The sequence below is a fragment of the Microbacterium testaceum StLB037 genome, from assembly GCF_000202635.1.
GTDB classification, from domain to species: Bacteria; Actinomycetota; Actinomycetes; order Actinomycetales; family Microbacteriaceae; genus Microbacterium; species Microbacterium testaceum_F.
The window spans coordinates 185232-211993 of record NC_015125.1; the positions used below are offsets into that span (position 1 = coordinate 185232).

General features: G+C 71.5%; 27 protein-coding genes. 13 read left to right on the plus strand and 14 right to left on the minus strand.

Annotated elements, in window-relative coordinates; all coding sequences use genetic code 11:
* Nucleotides 1-37 precede the first annotated feature (37 nt).
* The 4 genes from MTES_RS18270 (at nt 38) to MTES_RS00905 (ending at nt 4135) form a co-directional block, all read left to right on the plus strand.
* Complete coding sequence (locus tag MTES_RS18270) at nt 38-754, plus strand: alpha/beta hydrolase (RefSeq protein WP_013583274.1); 717 nt, start codon at nt 38-40, stop codon at nt 752-754.
* Entirely contained in the window at nt 751-2217 is a 1467-nt protein-coding gene (locus MTES_RS19770) for an aldehyde dehydrogenase family protein (RefSeq protein WP_013583275.1), read from the plus strand. Before MTES_RS18270 ends, MTES_RS19770 begins: the two co-directional genes overlap by 4 nt.
* Nucleotides 2214-3338, plus strand: a complete 1125-nt coding sequence (locus MTES_RS00900; protein ID WP_013583276.1) for an NAD(P)-dependent alcohol dehydrogenase — start codon at nt 2214-2216, stop codon at nt 3336-3338. The genes MTES_RS19770 and MTES_RS00900 overlap by 4 nt, the downstream gene beginning before the upstream one ends.
* A 77-nt stretch (nt 3339-3415) precedes the next feature.
* Nucleotides 3416-4135, plus strand: a complete 720-nt coding sequence (locus tag MTES_RS00905) for a potassium channel family protein (RefSeq protein ID WP_043360836.1) — start codon at nt 3416-3418, stop codon at nt 4133-4135.
* A gap of 123 nt (nt 4136-4258) precedes the next feature.
* Here the strand turns inward: MTES_RS00905 and MTES_RS00910 are convergent, their stop codons facing one another.
* Entirely contained in the window at nt 4259-5002 is a 744-nt protein-coding gene (locus MTES_RS00910) for a hypothetical protein (protein WP_148272778.1), read from the minus strand.
* A 199-nt stretch (nt 5003-5201) separates the two neighbouring features.
* Here MTES_RS00910 and MTES_RS00915 point away from each other — a divergent pair, with 199 nt between their 5' ends.
* From MTES_RS00915 to MTES_RS00935, 5 genes are read left to right on the plus strand one after another with little or no spacing between them, the layout of a single operon-like run.
* Nucleotides 5202-6131, plus strand: a complete 930-nt coding sequence (locus tag MTES_RS00915; RefSeq protein WP_013583279.1) for an ABC transporter substrate-binding protein — start codon at nt 5202-5204, stop codon at nt 6129-6131.
* Nucleotides 6128-7174 carry a FecCD family ABC transporter permease gene (locus tag MTES_RS00920; protein WP_013583280.1) on the plus strand — a complete coding sequence of 349 codons (1047 nt, stop codon included), beginning with the start codon at nt 6128-6130 and terminating at the stop codon, nt 7172-7174. Before MTES_RS00915 ends, MTES_RS00920 begins: the two co-directional genes overlap by 4 nt.
* Nucleotides 7171-8205 (plus strand): FecCD family ABC transporter permease, encoded by a 1035-nt coding sequence (locus MTES_RS00925; protein WP_013583281.1) that lies wholly within the window; start codon nt 7171-7173, stop codon nt 8203-8205. The genes MTES_RS00920 and MTES_RS00925 overlap by 4 nt, the downstream gene beginning before the upstream one ends.
* Nucleotides 8198-9031: an ABC transporter ATP-binding protein gene (locus tag MTES_RS00930; RefSeq protein ID WP_013583282.1), complete on the plus strand. Its 834-nt coding sequence runs from the start codon at nt 8198-8200 to the stop codon at nt 9029-9031. The genes MTES_RS00925 and MTES_RS00930 overlap by 8 nt, the downstream gene beginning before the upstream one ends.
* Before the next feature lie 11 nt (nt 9032-9042).
* Nucleotides 9043-9864, plus strand: a complete 822-nt coding sequence (locus tag MTES_RS00935; protein WP_043360840.1) for a siderophore-interacting protein — start codon at nt 9043-9045, stop codon at nt 9862-9864.
* A gap of 232 nt (nt 9865-10096) precedes the next feature.
* On the opposite strand, the gene MTES_RS00940 is transcribed toward MTES_RS00935, so the two are convergent.
* The 7 genes from MTES_RS00940 to poxB all read right to left on the minus strand — a co-directional run bounded on the left by MTES_RS00940 (nt 10097) and on the right by poxB (nt 18167).
* Nucleotides 10097-10591 carry a hypothetical protein gene (locus MTES_RS00940; RefSeq protein ID WP_043360843.1) on the minus strand — a complete coding sequence of 165 codons (495 nt, stop codon included), beginning with the start codon at nt 10589-10591 and terminating at the stop codon, nt 10097-10099.
* Nucleotides 10592-10788: 197 nt separating this feature from the next.
* The gene (locus MTES_RS00945) at nt 10789-12603 is read right to left on the minus strand and encodes an amidase family protein (RefSeq protein WP_148272779.1); all 1815 of its coding nucleotides are present in this window, start codon (nt 12601-12603) and stop codon (nt 10789-10791) included.
* Between the two features lie 47 nt (nt 12604-12650).
* Nucleotides 12651-13784, minus strand: a complete 1134-nt coding sequence (locus MTES_RS00950; RefSeq protein WP_013583286.1) for a cohesin domain-containing protein — start codon at nt 13782-13784, stop codon at nt 12651-12653.
* A gap of 308 nt (nt 13785-14092) precedes the next feature.
* Complete coding sequence (locus MTES_RS00955; protein WP_013583287.1) at nt 14093-14680, minus strand: hypothetical protein; 588 nt, start codon at nt 14678-14680, stop codon at nt 14093-14095.
* Between the two features lie 12 nt (nt 14681-14692).
* On the minus strand, nt 14693-15223 hold the full coding sequence (locus MTES_RS18690) for a matrixin family metalloprotease (RefSeq protein WP_158309735.1): 531 nt from the start codon (nt 15221-15223) through the stop codon (nt 14693-14695).
* A 387-nt stretch (nt 15224-15610) separates the two neighbouring features.
* Nucleotides 15611-16264 (minus strand): hypothetical protein, encoded by a 654-nt coding sequence (locus MTES_RS00965; RefSeq protein ID WP_013583289.1) that lies wholly within the window; start codon nt 16262-16264, stop codon nt 15611-15613.
* 178 nt (nt 16265-16442) lie between these two features.
* Nucleotides 16443-18167, minus strand: a complete 1725-nt coding sequence (poxB, locus tag MTES_RS00970; protein WP_013583290.1) for a ubiquinone-dependent pyruvate dehydrogenase — start codon at nt 18165-18167, stop codon at nt 16443-16445.
* Between the two features lie 103 nt (nt 18168-18270).
* Here poxB and MTES_RS00975 point away from each other — a divergent pair, with 103 nt between their 5' ends.
* Nucleotides 18271-19170, plus strand: a complete 900-nt coding sequence (locus MTES_RS00975) for a hypothetical protein (protein ID WP_013583291.1) — start codon at nt 18271-18273, stop codon at nt 19168-19170.
* Here MTES_RS00975 and MTES_RS00980 read toward each other — a convergent pair.
* Nucleotides 19167-19943, minus strand: coding sequence for a helix-turn-helix transcriptional regulator (locus MTES_RS00980; RefSeq protein ID WP_043360850.1), 777 nt, complete (start codon nt 19941-19943; stop codon nt 19167-19169). The genes MTES_RS00975 and MTES_RS00980 overlap by 4 nt on opposite strands.
* 49 nt (nt 19944-19992) lie before the next feature.
* Between MTES_RS00980 and MTES_RS00985 the strand changes: the two genes are divergently transcribed.
* On the plus strand, nt 19993-20427 hold the full coding sequence (locus MTES_RS00985) for a DUF2000 family protein (protein WP_013583293.1): 435 nt from the start codon (nt 19993-19995) through the stop codon (nt 20425-20427).
* Nucleotides 20428-20462: 35 nt separating this feature from the next.
* Here the strand turns inward: MTES_RS00985 and MTES_RS00990 are convergent, their stop codons facing one another.
* Nucleotides 20463-21128 carry a response regulator transcription factor gene (locus MTES_RS00990; RefSeq protein ID WP_013583294.1) on the minus strand — a complete coding sequence of 222 codons (666 nt, stop codon included), beginning with the start codon at nt 21126-21128 and terminating at the stop codon, nt 20463-20465.
* Entirely contained in the window at nt 21125-22423 is a 1299-nt protein-coding gene (locus tag MTES_RS18695; RefSeq protein WP_013583295.1) for a sensor histidine kinase, read from the minus strand. The genes MTES_RS00990 and MTES_RS18695 overlap by 4 nt, the downstream gene beginning before the upstream one ends.
* A 132-nt stretch (nt 22424-22555) precedes the next feature.
* Here MTES_RS18695 and MTES_RS19155 point away from each other — a divergent pair, with 132 nt between their 5' ends.
* Entirely contained in the window at nt 22556-23263 is a 708-nt protein-coding gene (locus tag MTES_RS19155) for an ABC transporter ATP-binding protein (RefSeq protein ID WP_013583296.1), read from the plus strand.
* Complete coding sequence (locus MTES_RS01005) at nt 23260-24558, plus strand: ABC transporter permease (protein WP_013583297.1); 1299 nt, start codon at nt 23260-23262, stop codon at nt 24556-24558. The genes MTES_RS19155 and MTES_RS01005 overlap by 4 nt, the downstream gene beginning before the upstream one ends.
* A gap of 70 nt (nt 24559-24628) precedes the next feature.
* Here the strand turns inward: MTES_RS01005 and MTES_RS01010 are convergent, their stop codons facing one another.
* The 3 genes from MTES_RS01010 to MTES_RS01020 are packed head-to-tail and all read right to left on the minus strand — an operon-like array spanning nt 24629 to nt 26692.
* Complete coding sequence (locus MTES_RS01010) at nt 24629-24982, minus strand: YnfA family protein (protein WP_013583298.1); 354 nt, start codon at nt 24980-24982, stop codon at nt 24629-24631.
* Between the two features lie 7 nt (nt 24983-24989).
* Complete coding sequence (locus MTES_RS01015; RefSeq protein ID WP_148272782.1) at nt 24990-25682, minus strand: Pr6Pr family membrane protein; 693 nt, start codon at nt 25680-25682, stop codon at nt 24990-24992.
* Nucleotides 25683-25714: 32 nt separating this feature from the next.
* On the minus strand, nt 25715-26692 hold the full coding sequence (locus MTES_RS01020; protein ID WP_013583300.1) for a hypothetical protein: 978 nt from the start codon (nt 26690-26692) through the stop codon (nt 25715-25717).
* Between the last annotated feature and the right edge of the window lie 70 nt (nt 26693-26762).

Below are 26762 nucleotides of genomic sequence, written 5' to 3' on the forward strand. Positions count from 1 at the left end.
ACGACGCCGAGGTCGTCCCCGTTCGAGGAGCCCACGCATGACCCCTTCCCCTCCCCGCATCCTTCTGGTCCACGGCGCTTGGTCGGGCCCGTGGGTGTTCGACCGCCTCGCCGCCCAGCTGGGGGAACGTGGCTTCGCCGTCGACACCGTGGCCCTGCCCAGCATCGACAGCACGGCGGACCTTTACGCCGACGCCGCCGCGATCACCGCCGCGCTCGACGCGGCCGAGGGGCCGCTGAACCTCGTCGCCCACTCCTACGGTGGAGCCCCGACCACGCAGGCCGGCGACCACCCCGCGGTCGAGCGGATCGTCTACGTCGCGGCCTTCGCCCTGGACGAGGGCGAGACCCTCCAGCAGGCGGTGGGCGGTGGCATCCCGGACTTCTGGGGAATCTCGGACGGGATGGTCTCGCTCGGGAAGTCCCGCGAGGAGCGGGTCGCGATGATCGCGGCCGACCTCCCCCCGGGCGTGCCCGTCGCGCTCGCGGAGCAGCTCGCCGACACGTTCCGCCCCCAGTCGCTCACGGCGTTCACCTCACCGGTCACGAAGGTCGCGTGGCGCACGAAGCCGACGACGTACGTCCTCACCGAGCGCGACGAGCTAGTACCGCCGCCCCTTCAGGAGCACTTCGTCGCGCGCTCGGGAGCCGACGTCGTCCGCGTCGACACGGGCCACACCCCCTTCGAAGACGACCCCGTGTGGTTCGCCGGCGTCCTCGCCGACATCATCACCCCGGCGGAGGTGGCGCGATGAGCCTCACGGTCACGACCGCCCCCGGCCGCCTGTTCATCGACGGACGGTGGGCGGATGCCACGGACGGCGGCCGCATGGACGTCATCGCCCCGTCCACCGGCGAGAAGATCACCGACGTCGCCCGCGGCACGACCGCCGACGTCGACGCCGCCGTCGCCGCCGCGCGCCGCGCGTTCGACGAGGGACCCTGGCCGCGGATGTCGAGCCGCGAGCGTGCCCGCATCCTGCAGCGCGCGTACGCCCTCATGCGGGAGCGCAGCGAAGAGCTCGCGGCCGCCGAGAGCCTCGACGTCGGCAAGCCCATCACCTTCGCCCGCGTCGTCGACGTCAACAACGCCGCCGAGCTCTACGAGTACTACGCTGCCCTCGGCCACCGCCTCGACGGCGACGTGCGCGAGATCGCCGCCGACGCCCACGCGTACGTCCGGAACGAACCGCTCGGGGTGGTCGCTGCGATCACGCCGTTCAACTTCCCGCTGATCCTGTCGAGCACGAAGATCGCCCCCGCCCTCGTCGCGGGCAACACCGTGGTGCACAAGCCGGCGAGCGACACCCCGTTGAGCGCCCTGCTCATGGCGGAACTGCTGCGCGACGCCGGCGTCCCCGACGGCGTGTTCAACGTCGTCACCGGCCCGGGGTCGACGCTCGGCGACCACCTCGTCTCGCACCCCGACGTCGACAAGGTCGCGTTCACGGGCTCGACCGAGATCGGCGCGCACGCGGCAGCCCTCGCCGGTCGGACGCTCAAGCCCTTCACCGCGGAGCTCGGCGGCAACGCGGCGAACATCCTCTTCGCCGACGCCGACCTCGACCGCGCGATCCACACCGTCATCTCGGCGTTCGTGTTCAACGCGGGGCAGTTCTGCATGGCGGGACCGCGTCTGCTGGTGGAGCGTCCGATCTACGGGGTGGTGCTCGGCATCCTGAAGGATGCCGTGCCGCACGTGCCGTTCGGCGACATCGACGACCCGGCCACCGTGATCGGACCGGTCGCCAGTCGCACCCAGCTCGACAAGGTCACCGCGATGGTCGACCGGGCGCGCGCCGCGGGCGCGCGGGTCGTGACGGGCGGGCACGCCGTCGAGCGCGACGGCGGGTTCTACTACGCCCCCACTGTCCTCGCCGACCTCGATCCCGACGCCGAGGTCGTCGTGGACGAGGTGTTCGGCCCGGTCCTCACCGTGCAGCCCTTCGACACCGAGGACGAGGCCATCGCCCTCGCGAACGGCACGAAGTACGGTCTCGCCAGCGGCATCCAGACCGCCGATCTCGCCCGGGCGCATCGCATCGCCGGGCGTCTGCGGGCCGGCATCACCTGGGTGAACGGATGGGCGATCCTCGATCCGGCCGTACCGTTCGGCGGGGTGAAGGCCTCCGGCTGGGGGCGCGAGGGCGGGCCGGAAGCCCTGCAGTCGTACCAGAAGGCCCACTCGATCGTGTTCGACCTCGGCGGTGCGCAGTGACCGCGGGACGAGCGGCGATCGTCGAGGAGGGCCGGGACGGCGCAGCCCTCGGGACCCGAACGATCTCGGTCGCCGACGTCGACTACGCCGAACCCGGCCACGGCGAGGTGCTCGTGCGCCTGACGGCGACCGGCCTCTGCCACACCGATCTCGGGGTGCTGGCCGGCGGCATCCCGTTCCCCACCCCGGGGATCATCGGGCACGAGGGGGCCGGGCGCGTCGAGAGCGTCGGGCCGGGTGTGCGCGGGGTGAGCCCCGGGGATGCCGTGCTCCTGAGCTTCACCTCGTGCGGGGCGTGCGCAGCCTGCGCCGGCGCGCATCCCGCGTACTGCGAGACGTGGCTGCCGCGGAATCTCCTCGGCGGTATCCGCGAGGCGGACTCGGGCGGAATCGCCCGCGACGGGGAGCCGGTCGCGGCGCACTTCTTCGGGCAGTCCTCGTTCGGGACGTACGCGATCGCCGACGAGCGCTCCCTCGTGCGCGTCGCCGACGACGCCGACCTCGCCGTGCTCGCCCCGCTCGGCTGCGGGGTGCTGACGGGATTCGGCTCGATGTGGAACGTGCTCGACCCCGGTCCCTCCGACGTGGTCGCGGTGTACGGCACCGGAGCGGTCGGGCTCTCGGCCGTCATGGCCGCAGCGACCCGGGCGCCCGCGCGCCTCATCGCGATCGACCGGGTGGCCTCGCGTCTCGACCTCGCTCGAGAGCTCGGGGCGACGGACACGATCGACGCCGCGCACGAGGACGTCGCCGCGCGTCTGGCCGAGCTGACCGACGGACGCGGGGTCACGCTGAGCTTCGACACGACGGGTCACCCGGGCGTCGCACGCTCGGCCCTCGACGCCGCCGCCGCGCGCGGAACGGTGCTCGTGTGCGGCGCGCCCCCGCCCGGAACCGAGATCCCGGTCGACATCCAGGGCATCCTCACCGGGAAGATCCTCCGGGGAGTGACGATGGGCGACGCGGATCCGCGCGAGCTGATCCCGCGCCTGGTCGCCCTGCACGCCGAGGGACGCCTGCCGCTGGAGAAGCTCGAGCGGCAGTACGCCCTCGACGACATCGCCCAGGCCATCGACGACATGCACCACGGGCGGACGGTCAAGCCGGTCATCGTGTACTGAGCACCGGATGCCGTGCGCCCGGCGATTCGGCCGCTCGCCCTCGCGCGCGGCATCCGCGTTCCGGCCATAATCGCTGCATGTACGGAGAACGACTCGCTCGTTGGGAGAGGACGGTGGAGTGGCCGCTGGTCATCGCGGCGCTCCTCTTCCTCGCCGCGTACGCGGCCCAGATCCTCGCCACGCCGGAGGGCGTCGTCGAGACCGTGGCCGAGGTGGTGCTGAAAGCGACGTGGGCGCTCTTCCTGCTCGACTACGTCGTGCGCCTGGCGATCGCCGAACACCGGTGGAGGTGGTTCTGGCGGCACCTGCTCGACCTCGCGATCGTCGCCCTCCCGGTGTTCCGCCCCCTCCGGCTCATGCGGTTCTTCACGATCATCGCGCTCATCCAGCGCAATACCGGAACGATGCTGCGCGGACGCGTGGCGCTGTTCACCATCGGAGCGACAGCCCTGACGGTGTTCGTCGCCGCGCTGGCCGTGTACGACGCCGAACAGCGCAGCGGCGGACCCATCTCGACCTTCGGCGACGCCGTGTGGTGGGCGTTCGAGACCATCACGACCGTGGGCTACGGCGACTACTACCCCGTCACGGTGACCGGACGCATCGTCGCGGTGGGCCTCATGGTGGGCGGGATCGCGCTGATCGGCGTGGTCACGGCGACCCTCGCCTCGTGGATCGTGCAGCGCGTCTCGGTCGAAGCCGAGGAGGCGTCGGCCGCCACCGAGACGCAGGTCGAGGCGCTGCGCGGAGAGATCGCCGAGCTGAAGCAGATGCTGCGGGAGGCGCCGCGGGCGTAGCGCCCCGGGCGTAGCGCCCGCGGGTAGCGCTCCGGGCGTAGCGCCCGCGAGTGGCGTCCCGGCCCGTAGCGTCCCGGGCGCAGCGTCCCGGGCCCTAGCGTCCCGGGCCGTAGCGCCCCGCGTTTAGTCGAGCGGGCGCAGGGCGTCCGCCGCGCGATCCAGCGCGGCCTGACCGCCCCGCGCGAGGATCGCCCGCTCCTCGGGATGGTCGCGGAAGAAGCGGACGATCGCGGCGACCTGATTCGGATCGGAGCCGAGGTACCGCATCGACGCGGTGACAGGGACGTACCCGTCCTTCATCGTCAACGTGAGCGCTGCCGGCGGTCCGTCGACGCCGACCTCGCCCACCTCGTCCCACGACCACGCGAGGTCGCCGCGCGCACGGATCCCCCGGATGCCGTCGACCGTGAGCCGCAGTCCCGCGGGAACGCGCAGCCTCCAGATCATCACCGCCAGACAGATCGCCGAGAACACCGGGAGAAGGAGCGGAGAGCGGCGCGGACTGAGGGCCTCGCCCGCGTCCCCGATGACGACGACGGCGACCGCCGGCAGGGCCAGCAGCAGGAGGATCGCGACGAGGAACGCGGTCGGCCATACCGGGGGCCGGAAGCGCAGGCCCGGACCGCGCGTGTCGATGCGGACGACCCCGGTCTCGAGCAGTCGGCGCAGGCACCCGACGTAAGCGGCGATCGCGACGAGGAGCAGCGAGAACGCACCGAACAAGAGACGGATGCCGAGATCATCGGCGACCGCGACGATCAGGACGAGGCCCGCGGCGATCGCGATCGTCACCCCTTGCACCACGGAAAGACGCCGCGCGTCCCCCGCGAGCGGAATATGGGCGCGGCCGTCGGAAAGTCTTCTCATCAGGATCTTCTTCATCGCAACCTGCTCCCTCCCTCCGCCGAACCGTATCGCATTCCGCTCGGGGAATGCGGGCCCTGACCACCGACGCGGATTCGCCCCCGGGGCGCTCGATGTCGTTTCGCGGCCGAGGGTGCTTGCTAAGGTAACCCTTGCCTAAGCTTCAGCTCCCGGCATCCCCCATCCGAAAGGACATCTCGCCATGCCCTCACACCGTTCCTCCCGGCGCCTCGCCCTCCTCGCCGCGGCCACCGGTCTCGCGCTCGCCCTTTCCGGCTGCGCCGGTGGAGCCGACGCGTCTCTCGCCGAGAGCTCGGCGTCGACCCACGAGGTGACGCATGCCCGCGGGACGACCGCCGTCTCGACCGCGCCGCAGCGCGTCGTCACCCTCGAGCCGCTCGAACTCGACACCGCGGTGTCGGTCGGCATCACCCCGGTGGGCGCGGCCGTGGCGAACATGGTGAACGGCGTGCCGAGCTACCTCGGCGTCGAGGGCGTCACCCCCGTCGGCACGGTGAGCGAGCCCGACCTCGAGGCGATCGCCGCGCTCAAGCCCGACCTCATCCTCGGCACCGAATCGCGCCACTCCGCTCTGTACGACCAGCTCAGCGCGATCGCCCCGACGGTGTTCATCGCCACGCAGGCCGACCCGTGGCGCGACAACGCCGCGCTCATCGGCGACGCCCTCGGCCGCGAGGACGACGTGAAGAAGGCCGTGGATGCCGTGGACCAGCGCTGCGACGAGATCAAGGCCGCGCACGACCTCGCCGGGAAGACCGCCGAGATGATCCGCCCGCGCGACGAGACGACGCTGAGCCTGTACGGCCCGGTCTCGTTCGCCGGCAGCCTGCTCGAGTGCGTCGGCTACACGATCCCCGACCACGCCTGGGAAGACGGCCTGCAGGCCGACATCTCGCCCGAGAACATCGCGAGCGCGACGGCGGACGCCGTGTTCGTCACCACCGCCGACGTGAACGACCCCTCCACCGTTCCCGCGGCGATCTCGCAGAACGCCGCCGCGTTCCCGGTCGTGACCCTCGTCGACACGAGCACGTGGGTCGCCGGTGTCGGACCGAAGGGCGCACAGTCGGTGCTGGACGACATCGAGACCTTCCTCGCATCGGGGAAATGACCTCGGTCGTCCCCCCGCGGGTGTCGGACACGGCACCCGGATCCCCACGGATCGGTCGGACCGCCATCGGCACTCTCGTGCTGGTGGCGGTCCTCGCCGTGTCCGTCGCCCTCTCGCTCATGATCGGCGCGAACCCCCTCCCCTGGCACGCGGTGTGGGCGTCGCTCACCGGGGCGGGCACACCCGACACCGACTTCGTGGTCCTGGGGCTCCGCGTCCCCCGCACGATCGCGGGGGTCGTCGCCGGAGCCGCACTCGGGGTCGCCGGGGCCCTCATGCAGGCGTTCTCGCGCAACCCGCTCGCCGACCCCGGCATCCTCGGCGTCAACGCCGGGGCCGCGTTCGCCGTCGCCCTCACGGTGGCGCTGTTCGGCATCCAGAGCTCTCTCCTGCTCATCTGGCCGGCGTTCCTCGGGGCGCTGGTCGTGACCGTCGCCGTCGCCCTGGTCGGTTCGTCGGGCCGGGGACCGGCCGATCCGATCCGCCTCACGCTCGCGGGCGTCGCCGTCGGCGCGGTGCTCTCGGGCATCACCTCGGGCATGATGCTGAGCAACCCCGACGCCTTCGACCTCATGCGCGGATGGAACGCCGGATCGCTGCTGGGACGCGGGCTCGACATCGTCCTCCCGGTCGTGCCGTTCATCGCGGCGGGCCTCGCGGTGGCGTTCGTGCTCGGGCGCCCCCTCAACGCCCTCGCGCTCGGCGACGACCTCGCCCGCGCGCAGGGCATTCCCGTCGGCGCAGTACGGGTGGCATCCATCGCCGCGATCACCGTCCTCGCGGCAGCGGCGACCGCCCTCGTCGGGCCCCTGTCGTTCGTCGGTCTCATGGTGCCGCACGTCGTGCGGTGGATCGTCGGACCCGATCAGCGCCGCATCCTCCCCCTCAGCGCCCTCGCCGCGCCCATCGTCGTGCTGCTGGCCGACGTGCTCGGTCGCGTGATCATCGCCCCCGCCGAGGTGCCCGCGGGGATCGTGACCGCGTTCGTCGGCGCGCCCGTCCTCATCGCGCTCGCGCGGCGGCGGAGAGCGAGCACCCTGTGACGGCCGTCGACGTGGGATACCGCCGGGTGCACCTCGGCGCGCTGCCGGTGCGGCTGCGGAGCATCGTCGTCGGGGCGGCGGTGCTCGCAGCCGTCGTCGTGCTCGCGGTGCTCTCGCTCGGCTGGGGCACGTATCCGGTGGCTCCGGATGCCGTCGTCCGCGCCCTCCTCGGAGCGGGCGACGCCCTCGACACCACCGTGGTCGTCGGCTGGCGTCTCCCCCGCGTGCTCGCCGCCGTCACCCTGGGCGCGCTGCTGGCGATCGCCGGGGCCCTGTTCCAGACGGTGACGCGCAACCCGCTCGCGAGTCCCGACATCCTGGGGCTGTCGAACGGCGCCTTCACCGGCATGCTGCTGACGCTCGTGCTCGTCTCGGCGTCGTGGCCGGCGCGGGCGGTGGGAGCGCTGATCGGATGCCTCGTGGCATCCGTCGTCATCTGGTTCCTGTCGTATCGCGGGGGCGTCCAGGGCTTCCGGCTCATCGTCGTGGGCATCGGCGTCTCGGCGATGCTCGCCTCGCTCAACACGTGGATGCTGCTGCAGGTCGAGCTCGAGACCGCGATGTTCGCGTCGGCTTGGGGGCACGGGACGCTCAACGGCGTGACCGGCGAGGCCCTCGGCGGGGTACTGCTGTGCGCCGCGCCCTTCGCCCTCGGCGCCTTCGCGCTGGTGCGGGCGCTGCGCCAACTGGAGCTCGGTGACGACATGGCCGCCGCCTCGGGCGTGCGCCCGCACCTCGTGCGCACGCTCGCGCTCCTCGCCGGTGTCGTGCTGGTGGCCGCGGCCACCGCGATCGCCGGTCCCATCGCGTTCGTCGCCCTCGCCGCCCCGCAGATCGCGCGGCGGCTCGCCCGCACGCCGTCACTCTCGCTCGCGCTGTCGGCGCTCGTCGGGGCCCTGCTGCTCCTGGGCTCGGACGCCGTCGCGCAGCACCTGCTGCCGGTGACCCTCCCCGTCGGCGTCGTCACCGTCTCGGTGGGCGGCGCCTATCTCATCGTCATGATCGTTACGGAGATCCGCCGCCGTGTCTGACCCCTCCCGCCTCGAAGCCCGCTCCGTCTCGCTCGCGTACGACGGCACCACGGTCGTCCCCGAGCTGAGCGTCGCCGTACCGCCCGGTTCGTTCACCGTGATCATCGGTCCCAACGCCTGCGGCAAATCGACGCTCCTGCGCGGACTGTCGCGCTTGCTCGCACCGGCCGCCGGGAGCGTGGTGCTCGACGGCCGTGACATCTCGAGCTACCCCGCGAAAGAGGTGGCGCGCCGCCTCGGACTCCTTCCGCAGACAGCCCTCGCCCCCGACGGCATCACCGTCGCCGACCTCGTCGGCCGCGGCCGCTACCCGCACCAGTCGCTCCTGCGCCAGTGGTCGAGCGCCGACGAGATCGCGGTGAAGGAGGCTCTGGATGCCACGGGCACCGCCGACCTCTCCACTCGCCCGGTCGATGCCCTGTCGGGTGGGCAACGTCAGCGCGTCTGGGTCGCGATGGTGCTCGCTCAGCAGACCGACCTGCTGCTCCTCGACGAACCGACGACCTACCTCGACGTCGCGCACCAGGTCGAGCTGATGGAGCTGTTCGCCGAGCTCAACGCGCGCGGGCGCACGGTCGTCGCGGTGTTGCACGACCTCAACCACGCCGCCCGGTACGCGAGCCACATCATCGCGATGCGCGACGGCCGCATCGTCGCCGAGGGCGCCCCGCGCGAGGTCATCACGACCGAGCGCGTCGAGGAGGTCTACGGCCTCCCCAACGTCGTGATCGACGATCCGGTGACGGGCGGGCCGCTGGTCGTGCCGCTGCGGGGTGGGGCGTTCGCGGCTCGGGCCGCCGAGGCGGCGGCGGAGCTCGACGCGTGAGCGGGGAGCGGATGCCAGGAGCCGGGACCCGTCCGTGGGAGTACAGCGCCTTCCCGGTCACCGTCGCCCGGCGCGAGATGATCTCGCCGAGCTTCCTGCGTCTCACCTTCGCCGGTGACGCGCTGCAGCACTTCGCACCGTGGGGCGTCGACCAGCGGATCAAGCTCGTGCTGCCTCTGCCGGACGGCGGGCTCGCCGACTTCGGTCTGCTCGCCGATCCGACGCCGCACCCCTCCGCCTGGTACACCCGGTGGAAGGCGCTGCCGCCGGACGAACGCAACGTGCTCCGCACCTACACGCCCGCCGCGATCCGCCCCGAGGCCGGCGAGATCGACGTCGACATCTACCTGCACTCCCCCGACGGTCCGGCCTCTCGGTGGGCGCGCGGAGCGCGCGTGGGCGAGACGCTCGTGATCACGGGCCCCGACATCCGGAACGGGTGGACGGGGTACGGCATCCATTGGCAACCGCCCGAGGAGTACACCTCGTTCCTCCTCGTCGCGGATGAGACGGCGATCCCCGCCGTCCGGAACATCGCCCTCTCCCTGCCGCCCACCGCGCGCGGTATCGCGATCGTCGAGATCGGTGACCACGCCGACGACGTCACCGTCGCAGGCCTCAGCCCGCAGGTCGACGTGCGGGTCGTCGGGCGCGGCAAGACCGAGGACGCCGTGCGCGCCTGGGCCACGCCCGACGTCGACGTCGCCTGGCTCGCCGGGGAATCGGGTGTCGTCACGACCTCCCGACGCGTGCTCGTCCGCGAGGTCGGCGTGCCCCGCGAGCGCGTCGCGTTCCTCGGGTACTGGCGCGAGGGCGGGGCGCTGGTCGACTGACGCCGTACCGCTCGGGGCGGCGGGGCGTCGGGGCGGGCGGGGCTCGGGGCGGGGGCCGCGAGGCGCAAGGCGCGGGGCGCGTGGCGCGTGCGAAACTCCTGAGTTTCCGAGTCCTCGAACCGACGAACGGCCCCTCGCGGCCACCGCGAGCCGGATTCTCAGGAGTTTCGCGCGGCGGGTCGCCCTCCGAGCACCGCCTTCGCGCCGGCAGAACGCCGGTAGACGTCCCGCGTCACCGCGAAGCCCGGGCGACCAGCCCGACCACCCCGCGAACCACGCCGATCAGGACGACGAGGCCCGCCACCGCCGCGAGCACACCCACCGCCACGCCGGGCACACGTGCGCCAGTGAACAGCGCGGCGACCAGCGTCACCGCTGCCATCAGCGACAGGGCGACCCGCGACCCGGTGCTCGGGTACTCCGTGCTCGGTGCGCTGACGACCATCACGACCGTCGCGAGACTCGCCACGAGGCCACCGATCCAACAGCCGACGCGCAGCGGCCAGGCGAGCACCGCGGGGACCCGGGCAAGGGATTCGACGCCCTCGAAGGCGTCCTCGCGGCCGAGGGTGAGGATCATCGTCGCGAGAAGGAGAAGCTCGGCCGCCAGTAGCAGAACGTACGCGCCCCACGCCGCGCTCGGAGGACCGGACAGCACTCCCACGGGAATTGCGACGGCCGCCCCCACCGCGGCGAAGAGGGACGCCACGCTCCACGTCGTCGTCATTTCTCTCCCGCCGGGTCCTTCCCGCTCGGTCGCGCACGTGACGACGCCAGCATAAACGCGGAGAACGGGACGGTTCGCGTCATCAGGATGACACCCGCCAGCTCCGCAACCTCCCGGGCGTGGGCTGAGGAGCCCCGGCATCCTGAATCGATCGCGCGCCAGCGCGACGGATCCCGCGCCGACGGTCGGGGCTCGCCTCAGGGCGCGGGCGGCAGATCGGGGAAGAGCGGCGGCTCCTGGCGGTGATGCGTCCGCTGCTCGAACGCGTAGGCGAGACCGAAGAGCTTTTCCTCGGCGTAGGGTCCGGCGAGGAACTCCAGCCCTTCGGGGAACCCGGCGTACGCGGGCGCCTCCGGCGGGAGCGGAGCGAGCCCCATCGGGACCGTGATCGCGGGATATCCGGTGAAAGCGCTGATGATGTTGTTGCTTCCCGCGGTTCCGACGGTCCCCGAGGTGCTCGGGTAGACGATCGCATCGAGGTCGTTCTCCGCCATCAGCTGGTCGACGCGATCCCGCATCGATCGCTGCAAGACGAGGAAGTCGGCGGTGAACTTCTCGCGCTCGGCGGCCGTGGTCGATGCCCACTCCCGGACCGTCTCTCCCGGGAAACTCGAGAGGGGGGTGCCGGCCTTCTCCGCGTCGATGATCTTCTGCGCCAGATCGAGGAAGGTGTACCCCGGCTTGTAGAACGTGTCCAGGTACATGTCCATGTCGTGCGCGAAGGACCGACTCCCGTGCACGCCGTCCAGACCGATGCCGTACTCGCCGATGTCGACGACCGTGGCCCCGGCGGTCTCGAGGTCGGCGCGCGCCTCGGTGACGAGGGCGAGCGACCCCGGCTGCTTCTCATCCCACCCGAAGCCCGACAGATACCCGACGCGTGCGCCCCGGAGAGCCTCCGGATCGAGCGCTTGCGCATAGGACACGGGCTTGTGTGCGTCCGCGGGGGCCGTCATCGGATCGGCGGGGTCGGTTCCCGCGAGCGCATCCAGGGCGAGAGCCGCGTCCGAGACGTTTCGGGTCATCGGGCCGATGGTGTCGCGGTACTCGTCGAGCGGGATGACGCCCTCGCGACTCACGAGCCCGGTGGTCGGACGCAGGCCGACGAGCCCGTTGGTAGACGCAGGGACGCGGATCGAGCCGCCGGTATCGGTGCCGAGACCGACGACCCCGAGGTTCGCGGAGATGGATGCGCCGGTACCGCCGCTCGAACCGCCCGGGGGCAGAGCGAGACCGAAGGGGTTCCTCGTCGAGCCGTAGGCGCTGTCCGACACCGTGGTGTGCTGCGCGAACTCCGACAGGTTGGCCTTCGCGATCACGATGGCCCCCATCGCTTTCAGTCGCTCGATGGCGTCGGCATCCGTCGACGTGACATTGTCGGCCAGGCAGCCGCAGCCCGCGGTGGTGGCCAGGCCCGCCAGGTTGATGTTGTCTTTCGCGATGATCGGGATGCCGTGCAGGATGCTGCGCGGCCCGGTCGCCGCCCGCTCCGCGTCGAGGGCCGCCGCTTCGGCCATGGCCGTCGGATTGGTCGCGATGATGGACGCGAGCGCCGCGTCCGGCTCGAACGGATCGAGGCCCGTCGTGCGGTCGTAGGCGGCGATGCGACGCAGGTACTGCGCCGTCAGCTCCTGGGAGGTGAGCACCCCGGCCGTCATCGCCTTCTGGATCGCGACGACGTCGGTCTCCTGCAGGTCGAAGGGGTCGTCGTCGTAGACGAACCGCTTCGAGAGCGCGGCGACGTCGGCGACCGTGATGACACCGTCCTGATCCGCGTCGGCGGGCGCGACGGCATCCCACCCGGGGTCGCCGACCTTCCGCCCGACGGCGCTCATGAGGACGGACAGGTCGTCGCGATCGACCTTCGCGTCGCCGGTGAGTTCGCCCCGCTGATACGCCGGGGCGAGGTAGCTGACCGAGTCGGTGTCGGCGTGCGCCGGCACCACCGTCCCGAACACCAGCGCGGCCGCGGTGAGTGCGGTCACCACGGTCCCGATCGTCGTCCTTCTCACGGGTGTTCCTTTCACCGCGGCCGTGGCGGGGGCGGAGCGGGGAGCGTTCATGCCCGGCCTCCGTGATCGCCCGCGGCACGGCGGGACCGACGTCTCATCAGCACGATCGCGGCGCCCCCGAGCACGACGACGACCGCGGCGAGCCCCCACACGAGGGCTGCGGTCGAGTCCGCGGACGTCGGCGCCGCGTCGGCGGCGGCATCCTGCGTGTCGCCGTCGGCTCCGGCGGAGGGGGTGGCCGAGGCTCGGGGAGCGGATGTCGCTCCGTCCGCCGCGCGGATCGTGATCGGGAGCGACGCCACCGCGAGCCCCCGCGCCAGGACGACGATCTCGTGCTCCCCGGTCGGCGCGGCGGCGGGGATCGTCGCCTCCAGGAGGAACGACCCCGCCTCGTCCGTCGTCGCCTCGCCCAAGAGGAGCGGGTCGGAGTGCAGTTCGACCCGGTGGGCGGCATCCGGGGTCAGTCCGCGGACCGTCAGGGTGATCGTCTCGCCGACCCGCGGGGTGAGCGACGAAGCCGTGATCCTCGGCGGCGTCGCGGTCGGGGCCGCGGACGACTGCGGAGCCGAACCGCGGAAAGTCGTGTCCCCGCCGCGCGGCACACCCGAGCCGTATCCCGTCACCGAGACGGTGGGCGGCACGGCCTGCTCGCCCGGCGCGGACGGCTCGGGCGTCGACGGCGAGGAGGCGACCGTGTACGTCAGGCCGATCGACGGCGCGAGGGTCGTGCCGACCAGGGCGGAGTCGACGAGCGTGACCTGGTCGATACGAAGGAGCGCCTCGCCCGGCCCCTTCGCGACGAAGCCCAGCGACCCCAGGGAAAGATCACCGGTTCGGCCGCTCGAGGTCCCCAGACGCGTGACGGTGAAGTCGATCGCCCCCTCGACGCCCGAGACGCTGAACATGCCCGGGAAGTCCGAGGTCACCGCGCCGGGGTCGAGAGCGACCCGGTCGGCGTCGTAGGCGATGCGCACCGTCGCGGCGTAGAGGTCGGTCGCCCCGGTCACGCCGAGGTCGAGTGCGAGGGTGTCTCCCGTCGCGCCTTCCTCGGCGGACAGCGTCGCCCTCAGCGTCGGGGAGGACTCGGCGGCCATCGCGGCGGGTGTCGCGGAGCCGAGGAACGTGATCGCCCCGATCATTGACAGCAGGGGAACGAGCCAGCGGCTTCGGAGTCGCGGCATGCGATGGGCCTCACGGTCGGCGGGGAAAGCGCGTCGGTTTCGCCGACTTCGCCCACGATACTGTGAATCCGAGGCGCCAAGCGTGACGGGCGATCTTGGCGCGGCTCAACGATCGGCGGACGTAAATCTGGTTTGCCGTCATCTCGACCGTCTGCGCGATTCCGCGCCGCCGACCACGAGTTATCCGACACGGTCCTTCACAACGTGTGCGCCGGACGCCGGGATCTTGGAGCTAGCTCGACCGGTCGTGTCCCCGCCAAGCGAACCTGGCGGGGACACGAAGCGACCTGCGGACAGGCGGAGGCGGCCTACGGAGCGAGGTCCTTGATGGTCAGCGTCTCAGGCAGCGTGTCGCCCTCGTCGTAGGGGCCGTGGGTGAATGCCAGATCGCTACCGCGGGAGGCGACATCGTCGGGAGCCTCGAAGACGCCCGCCGAGCCACCCGTGACGTAGTACTGTGACGCAGCCTCACCTTCCAGCATGGATGGGGTGAGGAACAGGAGATACTTTTCTCCGGTTTTCAGGATGGGCGCGGGGGTCTCCATCTCGGCGGTGCCCATCTGCCTTACGACGATCTGATTCCCAGGCTTCGCCGCCGTGGCCGTCACTCCCTCGGGAAGCTCGCGGGCGAGCCCTGTCGGTGCGAACGTGCTGATGAGCGAGACAGTGGACAGCGTGTAGGGGATGTCCCTGTCGCTTGACGCCGCGAGGACTTCCTGGCCCGTCACTTCGACCGCCGCCACCAGGGAACTGTCGGCCGATATCCCTTGCACGGAGTCGTACAGTTCCGAGCGTGAGCCATCCATGTGGACGCTGCCCGTGGTACTGCATCCCACCAGGCCAACCGCGGCGGCAGCGATGATCGCGGCAGAGATTGCCGATCTGCGAATACTCATCTCAGACTCCTCTCAGTACAACGAATTGATGCCGTTGATGTCGTCCGACTGCGGCCATCCGAAGCCGGTGCACGCGGCGCACGAGTACATGACCGCGTTCGATCCCGAATGGTTCAGCCCCAGAGCATGACCGAGTTCATGAAGCCAGACGGTCTTCTTGATCGCATAGCTCTTGCTGTCCATGTAGTGCGGGTTGAGCGTGGCGTTGGCGTACGTCGTCCTGTTGCCGTTGCAGCCCCAAGTCGTCCACCCGTCGTAACCGTTGGCGCCCTTGTTGTCGGTGTACCCGACCAGCAGACCGTTGCTGGGAGACATTCCGTTGATGTCGGTGTTGGCTGCCCAGCTGTACCCCGCTGATGTGCCGGTGTTGTAGTAGTCGCCCGACGGTGCCTGGTTGAGCCACGTGACGTTGTTTCCGTACGGCCCCCAGGAGCAGCCTGTCAGTGTGTACGCCGATGCTGCGGCGCCGGGAACGACGATCGCTGCCGCAGCGAAAAGTAGCCCGAGCGACGACGCTATGACCTTTTCTCTTAAAGTTGACATCATTGCAACCCCCTTGTTGCGAATACGCGTTGTCGGACCGAGAACGCCTGATCAGGAAGTTACTCCGAGTCGCTACGGGCATAGGTCACCCATATGGGGGCATAGAGTTGCGTTTTCATTACGCCCCGTCGCAAGCGATCGCCTGGACGTTGCCTAAACCATCCTGTTCACGCAGCGGCGGCTCGATGCGACCCGGTGGGATCGGAACCATCGCTGGGGCGGCCAGACTTGCGCCGCCCGCGACACGAGGCTTGCACAGGAGCCGGTCGACCTCACCGCGCAGCTGACCCACACGAGGCCTGGAGGGCGCGGGCGCCGAACGGCGGACACCGGCCTTCTCTACGAGCAACTCGTTGAGATGGCGATCTCCTCGCCGACTCGCCGCTCTCAGCGCATCAGATCCAGCACCGACAGCCCGGCGCCGACCGCCCACCCCTCGGTGAGGGCCGCGAGCTCGGGCACGTCCTGCAGGGCGACTCCGCCGCCGGCGATGACCTCGACGGTGCCGTCGCGGACGACCTGCACGCTCGTGATGTTCACCTGCGCGGCCGGGTCGTATTGCCCGCCCGCGGTGAGCCCCCACGCGTCATCGGCCGCGAGTCGCGGGTCGTCGATCGTCCAGCCGAGGTCGTCGTAGTCCTTCTCGACGTAACTCGGGTCGCGCATGATCCCGAGGCTGATCCCGCCGTAGTTGTTGATGTCGAACGACTGCTGCGCCGTCTGCGGTGTCATCCAGGTGCACGCCAACTCGTGCCCGCTCGAGCCGTCCCTTTCCCCGTTCTCGGATTCGGGGAGCACGACGAGCTCGGCCACCTCCGGCCCCAGGGCGGCCTTCACCTCGTCGCAGGTGGGGTAGCTTCCGGATGCCGGAACGGTCGTGGCATCCGTCCCGTCCGGCGCCTCGGTCGCGGTGCCGGAGTCGACGACCTGCGGGGCGGGCTCGTCGGGGGCGTCATTGCCGGGATCGATGCCGGTGCAGCCCACGAGGGCGGTTGCGGCGAGGATGAGGACGGACAGGGCAGCCGGGCGTCGGGGGATCACGGGACGGCCTCCATTCGGGGGGAAATGTCGACCGCGACATTCTGGCAGAACCGGGCGAGACACGCAGGCGAGCACCCACGCGCCTCGACGAGAACAGGGCACGGTCCCGAAACAGGCCGATGCGCGCTGTATCGACCTGTTCTCGTGCGCTCGCCTGTCCTCGCGACGTGCGCGCCGCTCAGAACAACTGCCGGAAGTTCGTCGCGGCCAGGTCGATCAGCTCGTCCCCGCGCCCCGAGAGCACCGTGCGGATCGCGTACAGCGTGAAGCCCTTGGCCTGCTCGAGCGTGACGGACGGCGGCATGGACAGCTCCTGCCGCGCGGTCTTCACCGAGACGAGCGCAGGCCCCTCGTGCGCGAGTGCTGCGGACAGCGCGCCCTCGAGGTCGTCCGCATCGTCCACGCGGAAGCCCTTCAGCCCGATCGCCTCGGCGACCGCGGCGAAGTCGGGGTTCTTCAGGTCGGTGCCGAAGGTGACGAAGCCCGCGGCCTTCATCTCGAGCTCGACGAAGTTGAGCGAGGAGTTGTCGAAGACGACGACTTTCACCGGCAGCTCGTTCTGCACGATCGTGATGAGCTCTCCGAGGAGCATCGCGAGACCGCCGTCACCGGCGAGGGCGATGACCTGCCGGTCGGGGAACGCCGACTGCGCGCCGATCGCGTGCGAGACGGCGTTGGCCATCGTGCCGTGCGAGAACGACCCGATGAGACGACGTCCGCGCGTCATCGTGAGGTAGCGCGCGGCCCACACCACGGGCGAGCCGACGTCGGGGATGAAGACGGCGTCGTCCTCGGCGAGGCGATCGAGCGTCCGCGCGACGAACTGCGGGTGCAGCGGCTTTCCGCGACCCGTCGGCACGGCGAGGTCGTCGAGCTTCGCCCGCGTTCTGCGGTAGTGCTCGCGCGCCTCGTCGGCGTGCCGCGAGGACTTCCCCTCGGTCAGCAGAGGCAGCAGCGCCTCGACCGTGTCGTGGACGGTGCCGACCAGCCCGATGTCGACCGGATGCCGCCGGCCCAGCTGCGCACCCCGGATGTCGACCTGGATGTGCGTGGCCTGCTGCGGGTAGAACTGCGGGTACGGGAAGTCGGTGCCGAGCATCAGCACCACGTCGGCGTCTTCCATCGCGCGGTAGCCGGAGGAGAAACCGAGGAGTCCGGTCATCCCGACGTCGTAGGGGTTCTCCCATTCGATGTGCTCCTTGCCGCGCAGCGCGTGCACGACAGGCGCCTGCAGACGCTCGGCGAGCGCGACGACCTCGTCGTGCGCTCCCGCGACGCCCGCACCCGCGAGGATCGTGACCTTCTGGGCGGCGTTGAGCACGTCGGCGGTGCGCCGAAGCTCCTCTTCGGAGGGAAGGATGCGAGGGGTCGCGCGCTCGATCGCGACGACGCGCTCGTTTTTCGCCTTGGCGAGCAGCACGTCTCCGGGGATGACGAGCACCGCGACGCCGCGCTTCTCGATCGCCTCGCGCATCGCGATCTCGAGCAGGCGCGGCATCTGCACCGGGTCGGCGACGTACTCGACGTAGACGGAGCACTCGCGGAACAGCTCCTGCGGGTGCGTCTCCTGGAAGTAGTTCGTGCCGATCTCGGCCGTCGGGATGTGCGCGGCGATCGCCAGGACGGGAACCCGAGAGCGGTTGGCGTCGTAGAGACCGTTGATGAGGTGGAGGTTCCCCGGCCCGCAGCTCCCCGCGCACACCGTGAGGTTTCCCGTCAGCTCGGCTTCGGCGGCGGCCGCGAAGGCCGCTCCCTCCTCGTGCCGCACGTGCTGCCATCGGATCACGCCGTCGCGGCGGATGGCATCCGTGAAACCGTTAAGCGAATCGCCCGGAAGGCCGTAGACCCGTTCGATGTTCTGGCGGCGGAGGGAGGCGACGATGTTCTCAGCGACGGTGGTCACGGGGGGTCCTTTCCACGAACGTGCGGTACCCCTCACGCTACGCCCGTCCGCGAGAAGGGAGACGGGCCCACCGAGGGCCACGGATCGGTGCTGAGATGGACCCATGAGCGTCGCGCTGGTCCCGTACCCGCTGCCGCCCGGCTGGAACCTCCGCCCGGCGCGGCCGCGGTCGCGGCTCACCACCGGGGTGCTCGTCGTGAGCTGCATCGTCCTCGCGGCCGCGCTGTGGGGCGCCGTCGTCGCCGGACAGACCATCCTCGCGATGGTCGTCGCGCTGGTGCTCCTCGGGTTCATCGCCGTGGTCGCGGTCGGGGGCGAGCGCGCGGGCGGAGAGCGCGCGCTGCCCGAGTTCGTCAACGCCCTCGCTCTCACGCGCGCCGAGACGCGGCCCGTCGATTCGTGGGTGTCGTTCTTCCGACAGCGCGCCCCCACGCTGTGGTCGTGCCTGTGGCTGCTCGGGGGAGGGTCCGCGACGACGGCGGCTTGCGGCATCCTGATCGTCCGCTGCGTCGTCGAGGGCGGCCAGGCGCTGCTCGGGCTCGTCTTCCTCGTGCCGCTGACGCTGGCCGCGGCGATCGTCGCTCTCGCCGGCGCGAACTCGCTCGCGGTGCGCGGGCGTGCGCGGTGGTTCGCGCGGCGTCCGCGCGGCCTGGTGGTGGGCCGCTCCGGCGTCACGCTGTACTCGTTCGATCGCGGCGACTATGACCGCTCGTGGTCGTGGGACGTGATCGTCGACGTCGTACCGAGCGGGCTCGTCGACGCACGGCGGGGGAACACGGTGCCCGAGCTGAAGCTCCACGTCGTGGGCACCGACGGGGCGGCGGAGGAACACCATGTCCCCGTCGACTCCCTCGCGTCGCACGCGTGGCTCGTCTACGCGGTGCTCCGGTTCTGGAGAGAGCACCCGGAGCTGCGCGACGAGCTCGACACCAGCACGGCGCAAGAGCGCATGGAGTCCTGGATGACGGGGCTGTCGAAGGCCGCCGACGCGCAAGGCGCTTAGGCCGCGCGGATCGCGCCCGGCGTCACACCCCACACGCGGCGGAAGTGTCGCGCGAGGTGCGCCTGGTCGTGGAAGCCGGTGCGCGCCGCGACGTCGGCCGGACGGCATCCCTCCCCCAACAGACGCCGCGCGGCGTCGACCCGACGGCCCACGAGGTAGCGGTGCGGCGCGATCCCGTACGCACTCGAGAACACGCGGACGAGGTGATCGGGGTGCGCACCGAGGAGGGCGGCGGCCTCGGCGATCGTGAACGACTCGGTGTAGCGGTCGTCGAGCATCGCGCGGAGGCGCCGCGCGAGAGGTGCATCGCGGCGGGCGGGTGCGGTCGAACCCGCGTGCACGAGCACGGCGTCGCGGACGGTCAGCAGCCAGTGCTCCGCGGCCATCTCGTCGCCGGGGTGGGCGAGCGCCGCGTGCACACGGTGCGCCGCTGTCTGCGCCGGGGCGTTCGTGAGCGTCGGTCGATCCGCGATCCGCGCCGCGATGCCCGGGTCGAGCCAGTCACCGCGAAGGTAGAGCACACGCTTGCGGTAGCCCGAGCCGTCGACCGCCGGTCGCCCGTCGTGCGCGATCCCGGGCGGCAGAAGCGTCACCGCGGTCGGCGTCGCCTGGTGCTCGGCGCGGTCGAGGGCGTAGGTCACGGCCCCGCGGTCGACGAGCATCACGGCCCAGTCGTCGTGCGTGTGCGGCGGATAGCTGTGGGCGAAGCTCGCGTGATAGACCTCGCGCAGCATCGGGACGGCGGGATGCCACGCCCGCACCCGATCATCCATGCAAGAAACGTACAAGACACGCCGGACACCGGGGGCCGAGGCTGGAGCCATGACCGACGCCTCTCCCGCTCCCCTGTTCGACACGAAGGTGGTTGTGGTCCTCGGCGACGACCTCGCGCCGTGGCAGGAGCTCAACGTCACCGCCTTCCTCATGACCGGGATCGCCACCAGCGCCCCCGACCTCGTCGGCGAGCCCTACCGCGACGGCGACGGCACGACCTATCTCCCCATGCTCCGCCAGCCCGTCATGGTGATGACGGCGGATGCCGAGACCCTGGCCCGCGCCCGGGCGAAGGCCGCTGCGCGCGACGATGTCGCCCTCGCCCTCTACACGCGGGAGCTGTTCACCACCTCGCACGACGCCGCGAACCGCGCCGCCGTCGCCGCGGTGGCCGCCGCGGACCTCGACCTCGTGGGCGTCGCCCTGCGCGGGCCGCGCAACGCGGTGGACCGGATCACGAAGGGGGCGCGGTTCCACGTGTGAGGCGAGGTCTCGCCCGGCCCCGTCGCGCGCACCCGTCACCGCCCCGGCGCGAGCAACCCGCTCTCGTAGGCCGCGATGACGAGCTGCGCGCGGTCGTGCGCGCCGAGCTTGAGCATCGTGTTCTTCACGTGCGTCTTCGCGGTGTGCGGGGAGATGTAGAGGTGCGCGGCGATCTCGTCGTTCGAACGTCCGCGCGCGACGTGCAGCAGCACCTCGCGCTCGCGGTCGGTGAGAGCGTCCAGCGACACGGGGCTCGGCACGTCCGCCGCGCCCGTGGTCCGCACGTACTTCTCGATCAGCGCGCGGGTCGCCGCGGGTGAGAGCAGCGCGCCGCCCTCGTGCACCGACAGCACGGCCCGCACGATGTCCTCGGGCTCGGCGCCCTTGCCGATGAAGCCGCTCGCGCCGGCGCGGAGGGCGGCGACGACGTAGTCGTCCTCCTCGAAGGTGGTGAGGATCAGCACCCGGGTCTCGGTCAGCGCCGGGTCGTCGCAGACGAGCGCGGTCAGCTCGATGCCGTCCCGGCGCGGCATCCGGATGTCCGACACCACGACGTCGGGGCGGAGCCTCCGCGCGAGGTCGACTCCGGCCTCGCCGTCGGCCGCCTCCCCCACGACCGAGATCCCCTCGGCGGCATCCAGGAGGTCGCGCACCGCCGTCCGGATGAGCGCCTGATCGTCGACGACGATGACGGTCGTCACGATGCCCGCTCCGGCGAGGGTACGGACGACGGCGCGGTCGGGGCCGGCGGGGCCGCGGGCATGGCCGGGATCTCGCCGTGCGCGGGCGTGCGCGCGGGCGGGGCCGTGCGCGCGGTCAGCGGAAGCCGCGCCGCGAGACGGTACCCGCCGGGGGCGAGCCCCGCCTCGAGGGTTCCCCGCACCGCGTCGACGCGCTCGCGCAGTCCCACCAGACCGAAGCCCGAGGGCGGCAGGTCCTCGGCGGACGCCTCGGGCACCCGCTCGATCGGATTGGTCACGACCACCTCCAGGTCTTCTCCGTCGCGGCGCAGCAGCACGTGCGCGCGCCGGGTGGTGCCGTGCTTGAGCGCGTTCGTGAGCCCCTCCTGCACGACGCGGTAGGCCACGATGTCGACGCCGAGCGGGATGCCGGCGGCCTCGGCATCCGTCCCGATCTCGTCGCGCACCACGACGTCCCAGCCGGCGACGCGCACCGACTCGACGATCTCGGGCACCCGCGCGAGCCCCGGCTGGATGCGGACCGGAGCGTCATCGGGCGCGCGCAGCACGCTCATCATCGTGCCGATCTCGCCGAGCACGTCGCGCGAGGCGGTGCGGATGGTCGCGAGGGCGTCGCGCGCCCGGTCGGGACGGGCTTCGAGCATCGAGGTCGCGACCCCGGCGTTCAAGCTGATCACCGAGATGCGGTGGGCGACGGCGTCGTGCAGGTCGCGCGCGATGCGCAGGCGCTCCTCGGTGACGCGTCGGCTCGCCTCGGACTCGCGCGTCTCCTCGGCGCGGCGTGCCCGCTCCACCACGGCTTCGACGTACGCGCGACGCGAGCGTGCCGCATCGCCCAGCGCCCCCGCGAGAGCGAGAGAGAGCGCGACCTGGAGGACGCGGGTGTCCATGCCCGTCACGAGAGAGACGATCACGCCCGTCGTCAGGATCACGAGCACGGCGGCGGTCGTCGCGATGATCGAGGAGCGACGCGGGGTACGGTGCGCGACGCCGTACGTCGCGACGACCATGGCCACCGCCCCACCCGGGGAGAGCGTCCCGAGCGTCAGCGCCATCGCCCAGGCGGCGACGCAGACGGCAAGCACCGTCCGCGGTAGGCGTCGCCGCAGGGGCAGGGCGAGCGCGGGCAGCAGCACGAGGACGAACGCGAGCGGGCTCGAGGGCCGCATCTCGGCGAAGGGAATCGGCGCGAACGCGGGCCCGGCGACGAGCACCACGACGAAGACGTCGATCAGCCACGGGCGGCCGGCCCACGGCCAGCGCGGCACCGCATCGCTCGTCTCGTCGGGCCTCACCCCTCCAGTCTCGCGCGTCCGACCGCCCCCGGCCATCGCCCGCCGGGGGCATCCGCGAATCCCCCACCCGGGGTAGACGGGTGCCCCGCCCGCGGGACGCGCGGCGCCCCGCCGTCGAGCGAGGGTGAGGGCATGGCATCCGACCCTCCTCCCCCGCTCCTCTCCGTCACCGATCTGCACAAGTCGTACGGACGCGGCTCCGCGCGCTTCGACGCCCTCCGCGGCGTCGACCTCGACATCCATCGCGGCGAGAGCATCGCGATCATCGGCAAGAGCGGATCGGGCAAGTCGACGCTCATGCACCTGCTCGCCCTCATGGACGCCCCGACGCAGGGCACCGTTCGCCTGGACGGAGTGGATGCCACGACCCTGCGCGGCCGTCGCCTCAACCGCACGCGCAACCAGACATTCGGGTTCGTGTTCCAGCAGTTCTTCCTCACGCCCAGCGCGTCGGTGTTCGACAACGTCGTGCTGCCGCTGAAGATCGCGGGCGTGGGCCGCGCCGAGCGCGCCCGGCGCGGGAAGGCGGCGCTCGCCGAGCTCGACATGGCCGACAAGGCGCGCAACAAGGCCACCGCGCTCTCGGGTGGACAGAAGCAGCGCGCGGTGATCGCACGGGCCCTGGTGAACGATCCGCAGGTGATCTTCGCCGACGAACCCACGGGCAACCTCGACACGGCCACCGGCGCCGTCGTCGAGGACATCCTCTTCCGCCTGAACCGCGAGCACGGCATCACCCTCATCGTCGTCACCCACGACGAAGACCTCGCCGCGCGCTGCGATCGGCGCGTGCAGATCCGCGACGGCCTGATCGTCGCCGACGAACGGAGCGCCGCATGAGAACCGTCGACCTCGTCTCCACCGCCGTCGCGAACACCTTCCGCTCGAAGACCCGCACGATCCTCACCGTGCTCGCGATCTTCGTCGGAGCCTTCACCCTCACGATCACGAACGGCCTCGGCACCGGCATCAACGCGTTCATCGACAGCACCGTGTCGTCGATGGGCGCGTCGGACGTGCTGACGGTGACGAAGACCACCGCCGCCACCTCGACCGGGCCGCAGAAGTACGATCCGGATGCCGTGGCCTCCGCGCAGCAGACCGGGGGCCGCCCCGGGGGCGCGGGGGAAGTGACCGCGCTCACCGACCAGGACATCGCCGACATCTCCGCGATCGCGGGGGTGGAGAAGGTCGTTCCCGTGACCTCGGTGTCGATCGACTACGTCGAGGCCGCGGGCGGAGACCCGTACGTGGCCCAGGTGGGCAGCCTCGTCGCCGGGCAGACCCCCCAGATCGCCGACGGGGCGGCGCCCGACGACGGCTCCGACGCGCTGCAGGTGGCGCTCCCCTCGGCGCTGGTGACCCCGCTCGGCTTCGCCGACGCGGCGGACGCCGTGGGCGCGACCGTGACGATCGCGGTGACCGACCCGGTTCGCACGCAGCACCTCGTCGAGGCGACGGTCAGCGGAGTGACGGAGGACGCCTTCGGCGGAACGACCTCGCTCACGACGAACTCCGCGCTCGAGAAGACCCTGTTCACGCTGCAGAACACCGGAGTGCCCGCCGATCAGCTCGACCGGTACGCGTCGGCGAGCGCGACGGTGTCGTCGTCGGCCACGCCCGCGGAGATCGACCAGGTGAAGGCGGCGCTGACCGACGCGGGATACACGGGGACGACGGTCGAGGATCAGCTCGGTACGTTCGAGTCGGTGATCAACGGCATCGTGCTGGTGCTGAACGCGTTCGCGATCATCGCGCTGCTGGCGGCGAGCTTCGGCATCGTGAACACCCTGCTCATGTCCGTGCAGGAGCGCACCCGCGAGATCGGCCTGATGAAGGCGATGGGCATGGGAAGCGGGCGTGTCTTCTCGCTGTTCAGCCTCGAGGCGATCTTCATCGGATTCCTCGGCAGCGCTCTCGGTGCGGTCATCGCGATCGGTGTCGGCACGGCGGTGAGCGCCCAGCTCGCGGCGAGCCTGTTCAGCGACCTGCCCGGACTCCAGCTGATCGCGTTCGACCCGGTGTCGATCCTGGTGACGACCCTCGCGGTGATGGGGATCGCGTTCCTCGCGGGGACGCTCCCGGCGGCACGGGCGGCGCGGGCCGACCCGGTGGAGTCGCTCCGCTACGAGTGAGGGCCGGGCGGGCGGTGGACTTCGGGGTCTGCCGTCCCGCCCGTCACGGGCCGTCGGGTCATGGCATCCCTCACGAGATCTCCCCCGCCGTCGTCTGCCCCGGAGCGAACATGATGATCGCCGCACCCACGAGCGCGATCGCCGAGCCGACATAGTCCCAGGTCGTGGGGCGGAACCCGTCGACGACGATCCCCCACGCGAGCGACCCGGCGATGAACACTCCCCCATAGGCGGCGAGCACCCGCCCGAAGTTCGCCTCCGGCTGCAGGGCCGCGAAGAACCCGTACGCCCCGAGCGCGACGATGCCGAGCAGCGCGAACCACCACCCGCGGTTCTCGCGCACGGCCTGCCAGATGAGCCACGCCCCGCCGATCTCGGCCAGGGCGGCGACGATGAAGAGGACGACGATCCGGGCGGTGGTCATTCCGCCATTATCCGGGTGAGCGCAGCCGGAACGGCTTCGCCCGGTCGCCGAGGATGTACCCGCCGCCGATGACCACCAGCAGCACGAAGACGAACGCGATCGAGCCCACCACCTCGGTCATCGGCACCTCGGTGACGTCGAGGAACGGGTAGGGGTAGTCGCTCGGCTTCGGGGTGAACCCGGTGAACTGGGGGTGGAAGTACGCCCCGCGCACCATCGTGTACACGAGCCACAGCACCGGCCACGCCAGGAAGGCGTAGTCGCGCCACACGAATCGCTGCTTCGGCTCGATGACGAGGAATCCGACCAGCGACAGGAACGGCGAGGCGTGGTGGAACATCTGGTTGTACACCGACGCGAGTCCCGTGAGGTGGATGGACCGCGCGAGGAAGAGGACGTAGACGATCCCCGTCACCGTGATCCCGACGAGCGCCGCGAGGCGCAGAATCCGCCACCACGCGCCGGTCAGCTCCGCGGGACGCCACGCGATCAGGGCCGAGGAGACCAGCACGAGCACGTTCGACTGGATCGTGAAGAAGCTGAACGTGTTCGCGAGGCTGCGGCCCTCCGACGCGGTGAGGATGCACTGCCCGATGAGGGCCGCCAGCAACGCCGCCGCGAGGAGCCCGTAGTACCCCCGCACCACGCTCCGGCGACGGGCGCTCAGCCTCGGCCACCGCTCGTCTGCCGTCGTCGCCATCGGCCCAGCATAGAAGCGACCCGCGCGCGGCGTCACGCCCGCTCGAACGCCCGTTCGCCCGCCCGCGCGCGCCGCCCCGCGACCGCCCTGAGCCCCGCCGCCTCGAGCGCGTGCTGCAACCGCCGCGGAAGCTCGGGGACCGTCGCCGCGGCCCCCTTCGGCCGACGCGCCATGCCCACCAGCAGCACGAGCCCCGGCCCCTCGACCGGGCGCACGACGACCCGCGTGGGCGGGTTGCGCGACGACACGAACAGGGTCCGGATGCCATCGGTCCCGGCATCCATCAGCGTGTCGCCGCCGATGGTCCGCACACGCACGCGCTCGGCGCTGAGGCACAGATCCACCGCGGTCGTGCGCGCCCGCGCGAGAGCGCGGACGACGAGGTACACCGGAAAACCGACCGTCCAACCGAGCACGAGAAGCATGGCCATCGGCCCGAGCCGCTGGGCGAGGTCGGTGAAGACCACGACGAAGGTCCCCATCGCGCCGGCCGCCAGCACGCCGAGCACCGCGCCGATCGCGAGATACGACGAGCGTCGGAGCGGCACCACGGGGAGCCGGAGCGTCCACTCACTGCCGGACCGTTCCCACGCGGGCTCGACGAGCTCGGCGGCGCGCCGCTCGGAGCCCGCCTGCACCGCACCGGTCACCCGACCGATCAGCGAGAGCCAGATCCAGCCCGAGAACGTGAGCGCGGCGAACGAGAGGGCCGAGCGCACCGTCGGCGGCACGGGCCACTCCCCCGGTTGAGCGACGGCGAACAACGCCAGTCCCGCGACGGCCGCCAGCGTGACGTGCGCCGCCACCGAGACGCCACGGGGCCGCAGCAGAGCGAGGCCGTGCAGCACCGTCTGGGCGAAAGCCCATCCGGCGACGAGTGAGAGCAGGAAGCCCCAGAACTCCTGCGCGACGCCGAACAGCAGCAGCGCGCCCGCGAAGCTCACGATCGCCCAGGGCAACGGATGCCACAGCACCCGTCGCGCGAGGGGTCCGGCCGGGGTGCGGGTCACGGGGGGTCCTCTCGATGGGCGACCTCACGATTCTAGGAAGCCGCGCGCCGCGCGCTCGCACGAGAACAGG